Here is a 15011-nt window from a genome sequence, read left to right as displayed (position 1 = left end):
CCGGAAACAAACATGCCAAAGAGCAATCGTTTCATTGAATTTCCGTAAAAAAGGAAACATGGTTGTTGCAGTGCCTACCGCCGCAATGACAAGCATCAATTCCATAACCGCCCCAAGCACCACCTCGTTGGCATGCGCGGAACCTTGAACCAGGTAATCGGGATCATTTAGGACCGGTTTGTATAAGATAAGCCCTCCTATAATTGATGTAACGGCTGCAAGGATAAACAGAACACCTACGATTCTTGATGCTGTCTTCGTTGAAAAATCCATATTCCTCATCCCTCCTCTGAGTTTTCTCCGTAAAAAAATACCTCTTCCAACGGCAAGTTAAAGGCTAGAGCAATACGAAATGCCAGCTCCAGAGACGGGGAGTAGTTTCCCTTTTCAAGAGCCACGATCGTTTGTCTGGTTACACCAACCTTGTCGGCCAGCTGCTGCTGGGTCATTTCATTACGGTTGAATCGTAATTTTCGGATGTGATTGCCAACAAGAGCTTTACCCATCTTAGACTCCTCTCCTGTAGTGATACAGTCTCGATAAAGAACCGGTTACGTCCGAAAGAAAACCAGAGACAATTAGGACGATGAACATCACCTTCAAGGGTCGGTCGATAACCAAGGATCCCATAGCCAGAAGAAAACCGACGACAAATACAGCAAAAGAATTCCGGAAGGCCAACAAATCAATCCGCTTATCCAGCTCATCCGCAAATGCAGGCTCCTTTTCACCTGTCGTCATTCGGAAGACGATGTTGAAAATAATGCTGATCACGATGTGCGCTGCGATGGAAACCAAAGTCAAAACGAGTACAAAGGATCCCCAGTAATGAACCATTTCCTTTGAATCCAGTGCCCCTTCTGGATACTGCGGGTACCTGTACAAGCAATAAGCCGCAAAAATGAGTAGGGAACTGATTAACGATACGATGCTTTTCTTTTCTTGATAGGTCATGTACGACACCCACCTTAATCAAAGTAAAACCAACTGAACATAATGTATATCAAACTATACATATAGTCAACTTTAATATACAAAAAAGCCGATCAACACCTGAATAGAAGTGTTTCGGCTTGGGTGATAACAACTTTCCCTTGCTTATGACTAAAATTCGCTTCAGCTCAAAAGTGATCAATTAATCCCAATTCTGCAACCCTTTATTTCCTCTGCAGCGCTTTTATCGTTGAGGCGATTCCCTCCTGGAAAGGCGTTGCAAGGACCGGACCGATGAGTCGTTCGTACTTGTCTCGGCTTAGCGTCAGCGGTTCTTCGGTCAGGTAAAGCATCTCCACGACTTCCTTCATGACGGGCAAGCCGATTCCGAGCAGGGACAAGCCCAGCTTCTTCAACGGAATGACCGGTTTGACGCTGCCGCTCGCCGATTGCGCGATCTTCGCGATTTCTCGTCCGGCGATCAATCCGGCCCCCGGGATATTCCAATTCTGCCCGTAGGCGAAGTCTTTGCCGGCCAACTCGACAATCATGGCCGCCGCGTCCGGCAGATAAATGAACTCGCGGGGAGTATGCATATTGCCGATGTAGAACGCCATCTTGCCGGCCGCGATTGCTTCCAGCGTCGAGCCCAAATAAGAAGCCTCGTTGGCCGTAGGTCCGTAATAATCGGGCAGACGGGCGATCAGAACCTTGGCCCGGCTCCACCGCTTGCTGAATAACATCCGTTCATATTCCAAGCGGACTTTGCCTTTTCGAGTATGCGGTTGCTTGGGATGCTCCTCAGTCACCGGGTTAGCCTGTCTCCTGCCGTAAGGGTAAATACCGTCAATCGCGACGACTCGGACAGCCATGCGCTCGGCCGCCTCCATCACCGACACGCCCAGCGGAATCAACTTGCTCGCCATCTCATGGTAAGGAACATTCGCGCAATGGAACCATACGTCCGCGCCGCCTGCTTGAGAAGCAATATCGTCGGGTCGCATCGCGTCCCCTAAGGCAAGCGTCAAGTGCGCAGGGTTGCCTAGCCGACCCGCGAACTGTTCTAATTTCTGGCGTGAACGCCCGAATGCAATCGTGTCGATCCCTCGTCTCACAAGTTCTTCCGTAATTGCGGCTCCCGTTCCGCCCGTCGCACCAATCACCATTGCTTTTGTCATCGCCATTTCTTCACGGCTCCTTCGTCATAGGGTATGAAATAATTTCCAACTATGCTTTCGTTATAGATCGGGCAGATTGCCTGACTTGGCTCCTACCCGGTATGACGTTGTAATGCCTTCGTAATTCAGCATCATGCTCATGCCCATCGAGGCGTGTTTGAGGTTGTGGCAGTGGATCATCCAGAGGCCCGGATTGTCCGCTTCCAGATACAGCTCGTAGGTCTCGCCCTTCTTCGTCAGAAGCGTATCGAGATACACCGGGCTGCCTTGCAAGGCAGAGCCGTTCTTGCTCACGAAGCCTCGATCTCAATGGACAGGTAGACGATGACCTGAGCGTTCCGGTCAATAACGAATGCTCCCCCCCGTTCAAACAATCCTTCCGCGTTCTCCGATCCCGACACGCCGGCTGCAACATTCGTTTTTTTCATTTTCAACGACCTCATTTCGCTGGATTTGGAATGGAATGATCATTCTTCTCCAACATGCGTTTTACCGTTGATGCTATCCCCTCTTGATAAGGAGCGGGCGATAAGCCGCCATACTCAGTGCCATATGTTCCAAGATCGTGGAAGCGCCCCTCGTAGCGATCCAGCATTTGCTTCACCTTCGGCTCATACCACTGAAGCAGTCGCCGCTGCCACCCTCCGATTGACTCGAAATGCGGCACCGCTTGAACGACTGAACCCGCGAGGTCAAGAAGCTCCGTTTGTGTGATTGGACCTTTGCCACGCAGATGCCAATCGCCCCCGTAGGAGGACTCCATCGACGCTAATTCCACGACATACCTCGCGGCATCGTCCACGTAGAGGTAGTCTCTTTTGACGGATGGATCGATCTCCCTTGAACGACTTTGCGAAGCGCGTAGTGGATGAGCGTGTTGGAGACGGCCTCGCCGTACAACTCCGGCTGAAGATTCGCATGGAAGTCGCGCCGGGAAGGTTCGGGTGCATCGGTTCCTCCTCATCGGCGGGAAGATAGACCCCTTCGAGGGTAACCGTTCTGGCTCCGGTCGCCGCGGCGGCGCTTCGAACGGCTTCTAGCATCCGCCGCACCTTCTCCGGTTTATCGTCGTAGGTCAAGTATACCCCGCAGAAAATCACGTCAACGCCTTCGGCGGCAGCCAGCAGCTTGCTCCGATTGCCGGCCTCTCCTCTCGCCGTTCGCAGAAGCGATGTGGATGAGAAGGCCTCCTCCAGCGCATCCAGCTTCCTTTGCGATCCCGAATAGGCAACGACTTCGACATTAGCCCCGATTAATTGCTTAACTAGCGCCTTTCCCCACCCGCTGCCTGCTCTCACTACCATTGCTTTAAGCATTCTGATCACTCCTAAGTTAAGGTATTTAGTGAATCTGAAGATTGCTGATTTGGTTCCTAACCGATACGGCTTTGCCATTAGCCTTATAATTGATTAGTCACTTACTTTGGAAGACGAGGTTTCCGCACAACCGCAAGGACCACTATCGCTCCGATAATCGAGAACGCGGCAGCTCCAAGGAACACCCAGGAGAATCCTCCGGTCAACGCTTGCGCTTCGGCTACGCCGCGGCCCATCAAGCGATCGATTCGAGCCGATGCCGCCGTTGTCAGCACCGCAAGTCCAATGGCTCCGCCGATCTGTTGGCTCGTATTGACCAAGCCGCTGGCAAGCCCCGCTTCCCCATCCGCCACGCCGTGAACCGCAAGCTCCGTTCCGGAGATGAAGGCGCCTCCCAGTCCGACCCCGATCAAAATAGATGGCCCCAGCAGATTGGCTGCGAATGTAGCGTCGCTAGGCGAAAAGGATAGCCCTATTAGCCCTGCGGCTAGCAGAATCAGCGATGCCGCCAGAGTCTTGCTCGTACCGATTGCCTTGATCGCTGCAGGAACGACTCCGGCGATGGCGACCAGCGCTCCGGCGAGCGGGAGCTGGGTGAGGCCTGCTTTTAACGCGTCATAATGAAGCACTTGCTGCATGTAAACCGAGAGCGCGAAGAACAATCCCGTCGTCGCTCCTCCGATGAGGAACATGGCTAGATTGCCGCCCGTAACCGACTTGTTGCGGAAGATGCCGAGCGGCATAAGCGGGTTCGAAACACGCTTCTCGAGGAAGACAAACAATCCGAGCAGCACCGCCGCCAAGGCTGCGAGAATCAGCGTCTGCGGAGCCGTCCAGCCGACCCGCTCTGTCCCGGAAAGCGCAGCTACGAGCGCTACGATGCCGGCAGTTACAGCAGCCGAGCCCGACATATCCAGGCTTAGGCGTTCGCCAACCGAATCCTTGGCGATGAGGAAGGGAACAGCCGCCAGAATCAATGCGGCTACAGGAACATTCACATAGAACACCGCGGACCAGCCAAGCGAAGCCGTCAGCACGCCTCCCAACAGAACGCCCGCCGCGCTGCCGATACCCGCAACCGCGCCCCAGATGCCGAGCGCCTTCGCTCGATCCTTCGGATTCGCGAACAGCTTCGTGACGAGAGCAAGCGCGGCCGGGGCCAGCAGAGCGGCCGATGCGCCTTGAATCGCTCTCGCCGTGAGCAGCCAGGCTCCCGAGGTTGCCATTCCGGCTGCGGCCGAAGCAAGCGCGAATCCGGCCACTCCGGTCATGAACAACCTTCGATGTCCGAACCGATCCGACAGCCTTCCTCCGAGAAGCAACAAGCCCCCGAAGGGCAATACATAAGCCGTAATGACCCCGCTCAGAGTAGTTGTGCTGAGGTGAAGCTCTGATCCGAGAGAGGGAAGCGCGATATTGACGATGGATGCGTCAAGCACGACCAGGAATTGCGCGAACGCCAGCGTGATCAGCGCCCACCACCGCAGTGAAACAGCGCGGGAGTTCGCGATTGCCGATTGAACGTTGGAACTCATCCGAATTTCCTCCTATTATTGATTAATCACTTACATTTATTCAAAAAATATTCGACCTGCCAAACCGCTTATCCGTCTTTATTAGAGTCCCTTTACCCCCTGCCGCTCGACTCGTGACCAACAGGTGGATCGTGCTTGATCCCTCGCTTTCACTAGTAGTGATTTGATCAATTACTAACTTGATGGTTTCACTATATCAGAGTGTTAGTGATTGGTCAATAACGATTTTGGAAAAATTCCACCCCCTCATCCTTTCATCAATTCAGGCAAATTAATCGCGACGGCAACGTTGCACAGCATTCCGCGCGCGAGGAACAGCATCGTCCGCTCTTCGGGCTTTCCGATACCGGCTTCACGGAAAGCGGCCAGCACCATATCGCGAACTCCTTTAAGCCCGTTGCGCATCGTCTCCTGGATGGCGTCCTCCCGAATGGTCTGTGCTTGCATCTGCAAGAACATTTCGTTCTGGTACATCGCCTGAATGTTCTCGTACTCTTGAATAAGCTTCGCTTCCAGCAATTCCGGCGAAGTCGTCTCCATCACCTGGCGGAACGATTCGATCACCCGAGACCAGGACACCTCCAACGCGGCCAGCAGCAGCTTCTCCTTAGTCGCGAAAAATCGGAATACGTAGGGCTGCGAGATGTTCGCCCGTTCCGCCACCTGCGCCGTCGTAGCCCGGTAATACCCGGCTTCCGCGAACACTTCAATCGCCGCGGATATAAGGTCCGATCTGCGGTTGACTGACGTTGCTTCGGATTTAGCCATCTTTTAATTCCTCCTGTCGATAGTGATTGATCAATAATGAATTCAGTATACAATGGCCGAAGGAGCGATGCAAATCGTTCTGCAACTGCCCCGTGAGTGCAGATCGGGATCATCCGTACAAAGATGAAATCCTTGAAAGAATCCTTGAAAGAAAGCATACTGAACCAATACAGGAACTCACAAAATGCAGGCTAAATAAAGGGATCCTTTAGGGGTACAATGAGGCGTTATTGATTGAAGCCGCCTGAAGGGCGTAGGACAAAATGTCGGTTCTTCTTAGAGCCTTTCCTACAATAATATAAGCAGTCGAAAGCTCAGGTGATCTTAGCACCGCTGATAATGCTGGCAAATACATCTCCATCTGCGACTTGTATAACAGTAGCTTCCTGAAATAGGAATCCTCAAAAACAAATTTCACCCCACTTGTGGTTCACCGCGCTGTCAGTACGGCATGTATTTAGATAAGTCATGATCTATCTTTTACTGTAGGAATTCTGAGCCCGATACCATTCGACTGTAGCGGCCAGAGAATCTTCCGGCGTTGTCGCCTGCAGCCCGAACCGATTCGTAAATTTGGCTGCTTACAACAAAATCCTTCTCAAATTGATAGGACATCTCGATACTTCCCCTCGCTGCCGGGATGAATAACCCACCAACGCGGAGCATGCGTTCGGACAATACCTTCAACTCAATTAAGATGCGCTCCTCAGCAAGCCTCTCATTTAGAATTTTCAGACTATCCAACCGGCCGATTCGGTTCTCTATAGATTCAGCGGTTATTTGAAGACGACACATTTCCTTCAGCGTTTCATCCCTTTTCTCCTTCAGGGCTGAGCTTAATCCTTCTACACCTCTCTGTTTCAGGATGCTGCCGACCTCTCCTAATGCAGAATTTATAATCAACTATCAAAACTCATTCTAAATTCCGTTACATCGACGACTGTTTTGTTTTTAAGATTCTCCGTGCTGTCTATAACGGCAAGTTTAAGTCCATTCTTATGGTATGACCTTTTCTTTGCAAGCCCGCAATGCGAAAGAGTTGTAACCCCGGCTCCAACCGTCAATAGGGTTATTATCGAGCCGTACGGCATATCCCATAAATGAGAAAAAGGAGTCCCACCCATTGCAAGCATATGTGGAAGTTATTTTTCGAACGATCGCCGCTTTTGTCCTCCTCATGATCACATCGAGAATTCTCGGCAAGCAGACGATATCCAATATGACCTTCCATGACTTCGTGAGCGGCATCACGCTGGGTGCCATTGCGGCGAATTTGGCGTTTAACCATAAGCTCAACCATTGGCTCATCATCGCATCGCTGCTGATGTTCTTCGGCATCTCTTTCCTCGTGTCCAAGACCGCGCTCAAAAACCGGGCGTGGAACCGGTTGGTATCCGGCACTCCGACCGTCGTCATCGAGAACGGCAAAATTCTCGAGGACAACATGCGAAAAATCCGTTACACGTTGGACTCCCTGGCCCAATCATTGCGAGAAAAAGATATTTTCAATATGGAGGAGGTCGAGTACGCTTGCCTGGAGGATCACGGGAAGCTGTCCGTCAAGAAAAAAAGCGAGTATGAGTGGGTGACGCGCAAAGATCTGAAGCTACACGCCGCGGCCGTCCAGTCGTTCCCTGTCGAGCTGATTATGGACGGCACAATCATGGAAGACAATCTCGTCCACAACGGGCTGACCGTCCAGTGGCTGGAGCAGGTGCTGCGGCAGCGGAACAAGTCCGTTTCCGACGTGTTCTATGCCGTGAGAGGTACGCAAAATCAGTTGTATTTTGACTACTATCGGGACCACATTGACAAACCTATCGATTAGCCCCGACCTCACTGCGCTCTCCCCTCGCTTGCCGAGTGCTCCTCCCCCCATCAGGGAGGCAACCTCTTGTAGCACCTTCCTCCATTACTCCTACAGATCTCTAACACCCTTCTTGCCACCAAATTTTCGCCGTCACTTATAATAAGGCTCACCCTATCACAAGTGATGAAAATAGATTGGACTCATTGCGAATCTCCAATCGGCATGATCGGCTCAGTGGAAGAGGGATGCCGTCTACAAACAAGGCTGCTTCGAGTTAGACTCGCAGCAGCCTTGCTTAGCTTCCTTTACTTGTTATTCGGCGCCAGAATGTTCAACAACACCGTTTCCGCCTCTGCTCTTGCCGCTTTGCCTCCAGAAATAAATTCGTTGGCGCCTTTGCCTTTGATTATGCCCAGCTTTTTCATTTCCGCCACTGCGCCTTTCGCCCAGCCCGGAATGTCCTGATCATCTGCAAAGCCAGATGCCCCAGCCGCTCCGTCCGTCTGACCCAAAGCCTTTGCGATCATCGCGGCCATTTCTGCACGATTGATTTCACCATTCAGGCGGAAGGAGCCGTCTTCGCAGCCATTGACAACACCCGCTTGCACGGCCTGCGCGATAGATCTTTGCGCCCAGGCGCCGCTCTTCGCCTTGTCGGCGAATGCCAATGCCGCTCCGTCTCCTTGCCGTTTGAGTGACTGCAAATTCCGCGCGCGTCACGGTGCGATCCGGCTTGAACCTACCGCATTATCGGAAAGAAAAGGTCCCAAGGAGTTCATCTCCAAGGGACCGCAGGCATTGCCTTTATATTGCAACGGCAATTGCAATCGATCTTACTGAATGCCCTTTTCGTCATAGTACTTGTTGGCTTGTTCCTTCACGTAATCCATCACTTGATCGACACCGGCAGCCTTCAGCTGCTTGCGGTACGTTTCAAGCGCTTTGTCCACATTCGGCACCAGACCCATCATGAGCGGCATGCCGTACTGCTGAATGACTTGGTTCACCGCCGCCTGCTGGGATTTCACCGGCTTGTAGTCCATGACGATTGGAGAGAAGATGTTCGGCTTGCTTTCGGCCTTGAATTCCTCGAGCAGCGTCGGGAACTGCTTCCATCCCCCGGCTTGCTCTTCTTTGATCAGGCTCTCGACACGCCAGCCCCAGCTCGTAATGCCGTAGTTCTTGAAGGTTTTGTCGTTTTCCTTGCCCTTTGGAGGCGTAATGACCAGCTTGCCGTCTTCGCTGAGATTGTAGTCCAGGTCCTTGATGCCATAGGTGAGCAGGTCGAAGTATCTCTCATCCGTCCGAATTTTTTCCAGCGCCATCAGCGAGCGCTCCGGATTTTTCGAGCTTTTCGGTATCGCCATCGCGTTGTTGACCGACAGCGTCGGCATCGCATAGTTATGGAAGCGCGTGAACGGGAAATACCCGTACTGGGCCGCTCCTTTGTTCGCCTTCTCGGCATCGACGATGAAGCCGCCCGCGCCGGGAGCGTTGCGCCAGTAAGCCCCGCCCGTGCCCGCCTTGAGGGCATCTCCGGCTTCCTTCTGCGAGGAGAGCGTATCCGAGGTCCAGAAGCCTTTTTCCGACCAGGTCTTCATGCGCTTGACGAATTGCTCGAACTCCGGCGTTTCGGCATAGTTGATAATATCCCGCGGCGTATCATAGGATTTGGCGACGATGACGCCGCTGTCTCCGCCGATCTGCTCGTAGCCTTCATAGGCCTTGAAAAGCGTAAAGACTTCGTTCCAGGCTTTGCCGTTGATCGGCGTGACCTTTTTCTGCGTTTTGACGGCTTCCAGGTAGGCCTCGATCGAATCGAGATCCTTGATCTCCGGCACGTTCAGCTCCTTGCGCCAGTCCTCGCGGTACACGAGCCCGTCAGGCGTGTACTCCGGATATGTGCTCGGTACGGCGAAGATTTTTCCTTGAACCGTCGCTTCCGTCCAATCCTGCTTCGGCACGGTTTTCCACGTTTCCGGCATATAGGTCGGGATCAGGTCCGTCAGATCCTTGAACGCGCCTTGGTCCGCGAATTTGTAGTAGTCGGCCCAGGTGGAGGCGAACACCATATCCACCTTCTCTCCGGACGTCAGCAGCAGGTTGTATTTCGTCTGCCAGTCGTTCCAGGTCGTGAAGTTCAGCTTGATCGTGGCGTTGATGTCCTTCTCCAGCATTTTGTTGATTTCTTCCTGCACCTGCGGGCTGTCCTTGTGGCTGTCGCCGAGGACGTACCAGACGAGTTCCACCTTCTTGGACGTGTCGATCTTCCCCGGGTCTGCCGATGGAGCGGCTCCGTTGTTCGCTGCAGCCGCGCCATTGGTCGCGGCTCCCTTATTTTCGGCGCTTCCGCTGTTGCCGCTGTTTCCGTTGTTTCCGTTTCCGCTGCATGCCGTCAGCACACCGGCCAGCAGCACCGTCGTCATCGCCAGACCGACTGTTTTCTTTTTGTTCATGATAGACTCCTCCTAGTAAGGTTTTGCAAAATGGCAACCCCGTTCCGTTCTCTTTCTCGTTCTTGCTCTCTCGTTCTTGCTCTCTCGTTCTTGCTCTTTGCTCTCGTTCTTGCCTGTCTCTTTTATCATCGCGTCTGCTTGCCGGACACAGAAAGAGCCATTCGGCTTGCAGAAGCGACCGCTGACGCTTCTCCATGATCTAGCTCACGTCGCAAGCGCTTTCCAGCTTGCTTTTCAGCCGTTCCATGACGGTCGGTTGCGCCCGTTTCTTCCCCTAGGCGCGGGAGCAGAGCGAGCAGCGCCTTCCTTCTCCGCAACTCAGGAGCGAAGCGAGTTCGATCTTCTCTCCCCCCTTGGTGCGGGAGCGGAGCGAGCAGCGCTTCCCTTCTCCACGCGTGAGAGCGGAGCGAGTTCACGCAATCGGAGGAGGGGGGATTCATTCGCAAGGGGATGGAGCGGGCGGAATAGCTCTGGAAAAGCGTCAGCGGTCGCCTTTGAAGCCGGATTTCCACAGCCGAATGGCTTAGTGGATCGAAGAAATCCGGGTTCAACAGCGATTGGAAGGGCTATCCGCCTGCGGAATCCCTGAGCGTGCTTCGGAGCATGCCTGCGGAGTCCCTGAGCATGCTTCGGAGCATGCCTGCGGAGTCCCTGAGCGTGCTTCGGAGCATGCCTGCGGAATCCCTGAGCATGCTTCGGAGCATGCCTGCGGAGTCCCTGAGCGTGCTTCGGAGCATGCCTGCGGAATCCCTGAGCGTGCTTCGGAGCATGCCTGCGGAATCCCTGAGCGTGCTTCGAAGCATCCCTTCGCAATCCTTAAGCGAGCCACATCTGCGGAAAAGGCGAGCCATCACCCCTTCACCGCCCCGATCGTCAGCCCCTTCACAAAGAAGCGCTGCACGAACGGATACAAGAAAATGATCGGGCCCGTCACAATGACAGCGGCTGCCATCTTGAGCGTCTCGGCCGGCGGCTTGAAGTCCGGCGACAGATTGCCCGCAATGCTCGTCTTGAGGACGGCTGCGCTGGCGAGAATCTTGTAGAGCAGGAACTGGAGCGGATACTTCGACTCCGTCGTGATGAACAAATTGGCCGTGAACCAATCATTCCAGTAGGCCAGCGCCATGAACAATCCGATCGTCGCCAGGCCCGGAGCCGACAGCGGCAGGATCAGCTTCCGGTAGATGGTGAAATCCCCGGCCCCGTCGATCTTGGCCGATTCGGAGATCGACTCGGGAATCGACTTCATGAAGTTCTTCATGAGAATGATGTTCCAGGCGCTGAGCAGGCCCGGAAGCAGCAGCGCCAAGTAGCTGTCCTTGAGCTGCAGATGGTTGACGATGAGGATGTACCAGGGGATCAGGCCGCCGCTGAACAGCGTCGTGAAGTAGATGAAGAACGCCAGATTGCCCCGGTATTTGAAATCCTGGCGGGACAGGACGTATCCCGCCATCGAGGTGAGGAACAGCCCCAGCACCGTCCCGCATACCGTCAGCAGGATGGATACCCGGTAGGCGTTGAAGATCTGCGTCGGATCGCTGAAGACGGCGCGGTAGGCATCCACGGAAAATTGATCCGGGACGAGCTTGAAGCCCTCGGTGATGATCTCGTTCTCCGAGGAGAACGATCCCGATACGATGAGCAGAAACGGCAGCAGGCAGAGCAGGGCGAAAAGCGTCATCAAGACGTAACCGATCGCGTTGAACAGATGGGTCGATTTCTCCGTGCGGATTTTCATGAGCGGCTCCTCCTAGAACAACGCGTAGTCTTTATGCGTTTTGCGAATGATGTAGTTCACCGTAACGACCAGCACCAGTCCGAAGAAGCTCTGGTACAGTCCTGCGGCCGTGCCCATGCCGATATCGAAGTTGACGGCAAGCGAGCGGTAGACGTAGGTGTCGATGATGTCCGTCGAGTTGTAGAGGACGCCGTTGCTGCCGATGATCTGGTAGAACAGATCGAACTGTCCTTTCAAAATGCCTCCCAGGCTGAGGAGAATCAGCAGGATGAAGGTCGGCACGAGCATCGGAAGCGTGATGTAGCGGATCCGCTTGAATATGTTCGCTCCGTCGATTTTCGCGGCTTCATGATACTCGTCGCTGATGCTCATGATCGCGGCCAGATAGATGATCGTGCCGTAGCCGAGCCCTTTCCAGATGTTGAAGAAGATGATGATGTACTTCCACGGCGCGGTGTGCAGGTAGAAATCATACGGCTGCAGGCCCAGCTGGACCAGCACCGTGTTGATGACGCCGTTGCTGGAATTGAACAGGTTGAAGACGAAGGCTCCGACCAGAACGAACGAGACGAAGAAGGGCAGGAACATGATGGATTGCGTCAGCTTGCGGAACCACTTGCCCGGCAGCTCGCTGAGGAAGATCGCGCAGATCAGCTGGAGCGCGTTGCCGAGCAGGATGAAGGCCAGATTGTAGAGGACGGTGTTTTTGGTCAGGTTCCACAGCACGCCCGAATCGTAGAGAAACTTGAAGTTCTGCATGCCGACGAACTCGCTGCCGAACAGCCCGCCCTCGAAGTCGAAGTTCGTGAAGGCGTAATAGACGCCTACCATGGGGATATACGAGAAGACAACGAAAAAGATCAGGGCAGGCAATATCATGAGAAACATGATTCGGTTGCGGGACAGCTCTTGGAGAAAGCCTTTCATTGGATTACCTCCGGCCTAATCGGATGATGGTTGCTGTAATCGATTTCTTTTTACCTCGAAAAGAGAGGATTGCCGGACAAGCAGCTTCGATCCGACCTGGAACGATCTCCTGTCCGCATACTGGTTGCCGCCAAGCTGATCGATCAGCTTCTCGGCGAGCAGGGCGCCCATGCTGTACTTGGGCTGGTCCACCGTGCTCAGCGTCGGCGTGATGTACTTGCTGACCCGGTTGTTGTCGACGCCGATGACCGCCATGTCCTCCGGAATCGACAGGCCTCTCTCGGAGCAGGCCCGATAGATGCCAAGCGCCATCTCGTCATTGGCTGCAAACACCGCGGTGAACGGATGGCCTTTGTCCATGAGGCGGTGGAACGCATCATAGCCGCCATTCTCGCTGAAGCCGCCGTTCTCGATCAGCTCCGGCACGAACGGCAGTCCCGCCAGCCGAAGCGCTTTCATATACCCCTCCAGCCGCTCGTAGCTGTCGGTCGCATCCGCGAATCCGCTCAGGAATGCCAGCCGCTCATGCCCCTGGATCGTCAGGTGGCTGACCGCCTCCTGGGCTGCTCCTACATTGTCCGTGTACACGCAAGGAATGAGCGGATGGTCGATCGATCTGCCGATCAGCCCGATCGCATACCCTTTCTCCGCATAGGCTGCCAGCTCGGCATCCGTAAGCTTGGGCGTAATGAGAATGATGCCGTCCACCGTCCGGTTCATGACGAGCGTCATGTAGTCGGATTCCTTCTCTTTTTGGTTCTGAGCGTCGCAAATGATGATTTTGTAGTGCAGCGCATTGGCCGTATTCTCGATCCCTTTGATGATTTCCGCGTAATAAGAGACCAGAATGTCCGAGACGATGACCCCGATCGTCATCGTGCGCAGCGCCCGCAGGCTTTTGGCGGAAGCGTTCGGCATGAAGCTCAGCTCCCGGATCGCCTCCTCGACGCGCAATCTCGTCTTGGCGCTTACCGCCCCGCTCCCGTTGAGCACCCGGGACACCGTAGCGACCGATACGCGGGCCGCCTTGGCCACGTCGCTGATCGTGCTGTCTGCTTTGATGTCTTTCAATTCATTCACATTCTCTCTTGCTCCAACTTGGCTCGTAATGTTATCGATTACATTTTGGATGAAAAAAAAATGGCTCCGACCTAAAGAGTGACAATCTCCCTTGCTTTTCCATGCCGATTCTGTCCAGCGGTTACATTTCGGAGTATAGCAAGGACGGAAAACGATTACAAGAACTTTTTTAGGTTGTGTCTCCCGGGTTGGATCGTCTAAAATGAAAGCAATGCTGAAAACGATTACAGTTCCCTTTGCTTCTTGCTTCCAACGATCGGAACTAGTCCTATTATAAAGGTTGATGTCTATCATGGATGTGAAGATTGTCGATGTCGCCCATCGGGCCGGCGTCTCTACCGCCACCGTGTCCAGGGTGCTGAACGATAGCTCCGGCGTCACGGCCAAAACCAAAGAGAAAGTGCTTCAGGCGATCAAGGAGATGGGGTATTACCCCAACGCCGTCGCCAAAAACCTGCGCGTGCAGAAGACGAAGACCATCGCGGTCATCGTGCAGGATATCAACGTGTCCTATTTCACGGAGATCATCAAGGGAATGGAGAACATGGCATACGTGAAGCATTACAAGGTGCTGATCTGCGATGCCGAGAACCAGCCGTCCAAGGAGCTGGAATACCTTACGCTCCTGATGAACCGCACCGTGGACGCCGCGATCCTGGTCGCTCCAGCGATCCCCGATTCCGACATCCTCGACATAGCCGGCAGAGGCTACGCCATCGGCATCGTCGGCCGCCACATCGAGCATGAAGGCGTGCCCTGCATCTATACCGACAACGTCAAATTCTCCACCGAGGTCGTGACCCATCTGGTCGGAATGGGCCACACGAGCATCGCCTTTCTCAGCGGTTATGCGGAATCGATCGACAGCTACGAGCGGCTGGAAGGATACATGAAGGCGCTCAAGGAGCACCGCCTTCCGTTCCGTCCCGAGCTGATCGAGAACGGGAACTTCAGCGAGGCAGGCGGCTACGAGGCGATGGAGCGGCTGCTGTCGCGGTCCGCCGATTTCACCGCCGTGTATGCCGCCAACGACGAGATGGCTTTAGGCATCTACAAGATCTGCAGGGAACGCGGCATCCGCATACCCGAGGACCTCGCTGTCGTCGGCGTCGACAACAACCGCATCAGCAAGTACATCACGCCGACGCTCAGCACCGTCAACCAGCCGAAGTACACGATGGGAGCCCTTATCGTCGAGAAGCTGATCGATCCATGAACGAAGACCAGTTCAGCGACAGGCGCGTGTCAAGGTCGATTCCGAGCTGCTGGT

Annotated in this window: 18 protein-coding genes; 2 read left to right on the top strand and 16 right to left on the bottom strand. The window is 54.2% G+C overall.

Going from position 1 to position 15011, the window contains the following annotated elements:
- From BN871_RS15980 to BN871_RS15940, 10 genes are all read right to left on the bottom strand, one after another.
- A partial coding sequence (locus BN871_RS15980; protein ID WP_048747278.1) for a DUF4386 domain-containing protein occupies positions 1-273 on the bottom strand: 273 nt, incomplete at its 3' end.
- Between the two features lie 5 nt (positions 274-278).
- Entirely contained in the window at positions 279-506 is a 228-nt protein-coding gene (locus tag BN871_RS15975; protein ID WP_048747276.1) for a helix-turn-helix transcriptional regulator, read from the bottom strand.
- Position 507: 1 nt separating this feature from the next.
- Positions 508-954 carry a hypothetical protein gene (locus BN871_RS15970; protein ID WP_021878734.1) on the bottom strand — a complete coding sequence of 149 codons (447 nt, stop codon included), beginning with the start codon at positions 952-954 and terminating at the stop codon, positions 508-510.
- A gap of 203 nt (positions 955-1157) precedes the next feature.
- Positions 1158-2111, bottom strand: coding sequence for an NAD-dependent epimerase/dehydratase family protein (locus tag BN871_RS15965; protein ID WP_198158054.1), 954 nt, complete (start codon positions 2109-2111; stop codon positions 1158-1160).
- Between the two features lie 60 nt (positions 2112-2171).
- Positions 2172-2405: a multicopper oxidase domain-containing protein gene (locus BN871_RS15960; RefSeq protein ID WP_048747273.1), complete on the bottom strand. Its 234-nt coding sequence runs from the start codon at positions 2403-2405 to the stop codon at positions 2172-2174.
- Complete coding sequence (locus tag BN871_RS27795) at positions 2402-2539, bottom strand: hypothetical protein (RefSeq protein WP_021881250.1); 138 nt, start codon at positions 2537-2539, stop codon at positions 2402-2404. The genes BN871_RS15960 and BN871_RS27795 overlap by 4 nt, the downstream gene beginning before the upstream one ends.
- Before the next feature lie 11 nt (positions 2540-2550).
- Positions 2551-2913 carry a hypothetical protein gene (locus BN871_RS15955; protein WP_048747272.1) on the bottom strand — a complete coding sequence of 121 codons (363 nt, stop codon included), beginning with the start codon at positions 2911-2913 and terminating at the stop codon, positions 2551-2553.
- A 615-nt stretch (positions 2914-3528) separates the two neighbouring features.
- On the bottom strand, positions 3529-4962 hold the full coding sequence (locus tag BN871_RS15950) for an MFS transporter (RefSeq protein ID WP_048747269.1): 1434 nt from the start codon (positions 4960-4962) through the stop codon (positions 3529-3531).
- A 246-nt stretch (positions 4963-5208) separates the two neighbouring features.
- Positions 5209-5730, bottom strand: a complete 522-nt coding sequence (locus BN871_RS15945) for a TetR/AcrR family transcriptional regulator (RefSeq protein WP_021881247.1) — start codon at positions 5728-5730, stop codon at positions 5209-5211.
- Positions 5731-6210: 480 nt separating this feature from the next.
- Complete coding sequence (locus tag BN871_RS15940; protein ID WP_048747267.1) at positions 6211-6633, bottom strand: hypothetical protein; 423 nt, start codon at positions 6631-6633, stop codon at positions 6211-6213.
- A 220-nt stretch (positions 6634-6853) separates the two neighbouring features.
- Here BN871_RS15940 and BN871_RS15935 point away from each other — a divergent pair, with 220 nt between their 5' ends.
- Positions 6854-7558, top strand: a complete 705-nt coding sequence (locus tag BN871_RS15935; protein ID WP_157060310.1) for a DUF421 domain-containing protein — start codon at positions 6854-6856, stop codon at positions 7556-7558.
- Between the two features lie 287 nt (positions 7559-7845).
- Here the strand turns inward: BN871_RS15935 and BN871_RS15930 are convergent, their stop codons facing one another.
- From BN871_RS15930 to BN871_RS15905, 6 genes are all read right to left on the bottom strand, one after another.
- Entirely contained in the window at positions 7846-8208 is a 363-nt protein-coding gene (locus BN871_RS15930; protein WP_048747265.1) for an S-layer homology domain-containing protein, read from the bottom strand.
- A 165-nt stretch (positions 8209-8373) separates the two neighbouring features.
- On the bottom strand, positions 8374-9996 hold the full coding sequence (locus BN871_RS15925; protein WP_048747262.1) for an extracellular solute-binding protein: 1623 nt from the start codon (positions 9994-9996) through the stop codon (positions 8374-8376).
- A gap of 566 nt (positions 9997-10562) precedes the next feature.
- Entirely contained in the window at positions 10563-10799 is a 237-nt protein-coding gene (locus BN871_RS15920) for a hypothetical protein (protein ID WP_048747260.1), read from the bottom strand.
- A gap of 47 nt (positions 10800-10846) precedes the next feature.
- Entirely contained in the window at positions 10847-11734 is an 888-nt protein-coding gene (locus BN871_RS15915) for a carbohydrate ABC transporter permease (RefSeq protein ID WP_021881351.1), read from the bottom strand.
- Positions 11735-11746: 12 nt separating this feature from the next.
- A complete protein-coding gene (locus BN871_RS15910; protein ID WP_021881352.1) occupies positions 11747-12661 on the bottom strand; it encodes a sugar ABC transporter permease in 915 nt (304 codons plus the stop codon).
- Positions 12662-12676: 15 nt separating this feature from the next.
- On the bottom strand, positions 12677-13741 hold the full coding sequence (locus BN871_RS15905; RefSeq protein ID WP_232313105.1) for a LacI family DNA-binding transcriptional regulator: 1065 nt from the start codon (positions 13739-13741) through the stop codon (positions 12677-12679).
- 292 nt (positions 13742-14033) lie between these two features.
- On the opposite strand from BN871_RS15905, the gene BN871_RS15900 reads away from it, so the two are divergent.
- Positions 14034-14957, top strand: coding sequence for a LacI family DNA-binding transcriptional regulator (locus BN871_RS15900; protein ID WP_083436484.1), 924 nt, complete (start codon positions 14034-14036; stop codon positions 14955-14957).
- Positions 14958-15011 lie beyond the last annotated feature (54 nt).

This window comes from Paenibacillus sp. P22, from assembly GCF_000469945.2.
Lineage (GTDB): Bacteria > Bacillota > Bacilli > Paenibacillales > Paenibacillaceae > Paenibacillus_O > Paenibacillus_O humicus.
The sequence above is the reverse complement of the archived record's forward strand: the minus strand, read 5'-3'. Positions and strand labels throughout refer to the sequence as shown.

Coding starts and splice junctions, on each gene's coding strand:
- BN871_RS15920 (WP_048747260.1), bottom strand. CDS start 10,799: ATGCTTCGAAGCACGCTCAGGGATTCCGCAGGCATGCTCCGAAGCACG.
- BN871_RS27795 (WP_021881250.1), bottom strand. CDS start 2,539: ATGAAAAAAACGAATGTTGCAGCCGGCGTGTCGGGATCGGAGAACGCG.
- BN871_RS15925 (WP_048747262.1), bottom strand. CDS start 9,996: ATGAACAAAAAGAAAACAGTCGGTCTGGCGATGACGACGGTGCTGCTG.
- BN871_RS15975 (WP_048747276.1), bottom strand. CDS start 506: ATGGGTAAAGCTCTTGTTGGCAATCACATCCGAAAATTACGATTCAAC.
- BN871_RS15945 (WP_021881247.1), bottom strand. CDS start 5,730: ATGGCTAAATCCGAAGCAACGTCAGTCAACCGCAGATCGGACCTTATA.
- BN871_RS15910 (WP_021881352.1), bottom strand. CDS start 12,661: ATGAAAGGCTTTCTCCAAGAGCTGTCCCGCAACCGAATCATGTTTCTC.
- BN871_RS15915 (WP_021881351.1), bottom strand. CDS start 11,734: ATGAAAATCCGCACGGAGAAATCGACCCATCTGTTCAACGCGATCGGT.
- BN871_RS15965 (WP_198158054.1), bottom strand. CDS start 2,111: ATGACAAAAGCAATGGTGATTGGTGCGACGGGCGGAACGGGAGCCGCA.
- BN871_RS15970 (WP_021878734.1), bottom strand. CDS start 954: ATGACCTATCAAGAAAAGAAAAGCATCGTATCGTTAATCAGTTCCCTA.
- BN871_RS15950 (WP_048747269.1), bottom strand. CDS start 4,962: ATGAGTTCCAACGTTCAATCGGCAATCGCGAACTCCCGCGCTGTTTCA.
- BN871_RS15900 (WP_083436484.1), top strand. CDS start 14,034: ATGGATGTGAAGATTGTCGATGTCGCCCATCGGGCCGGCGTCTCTACC.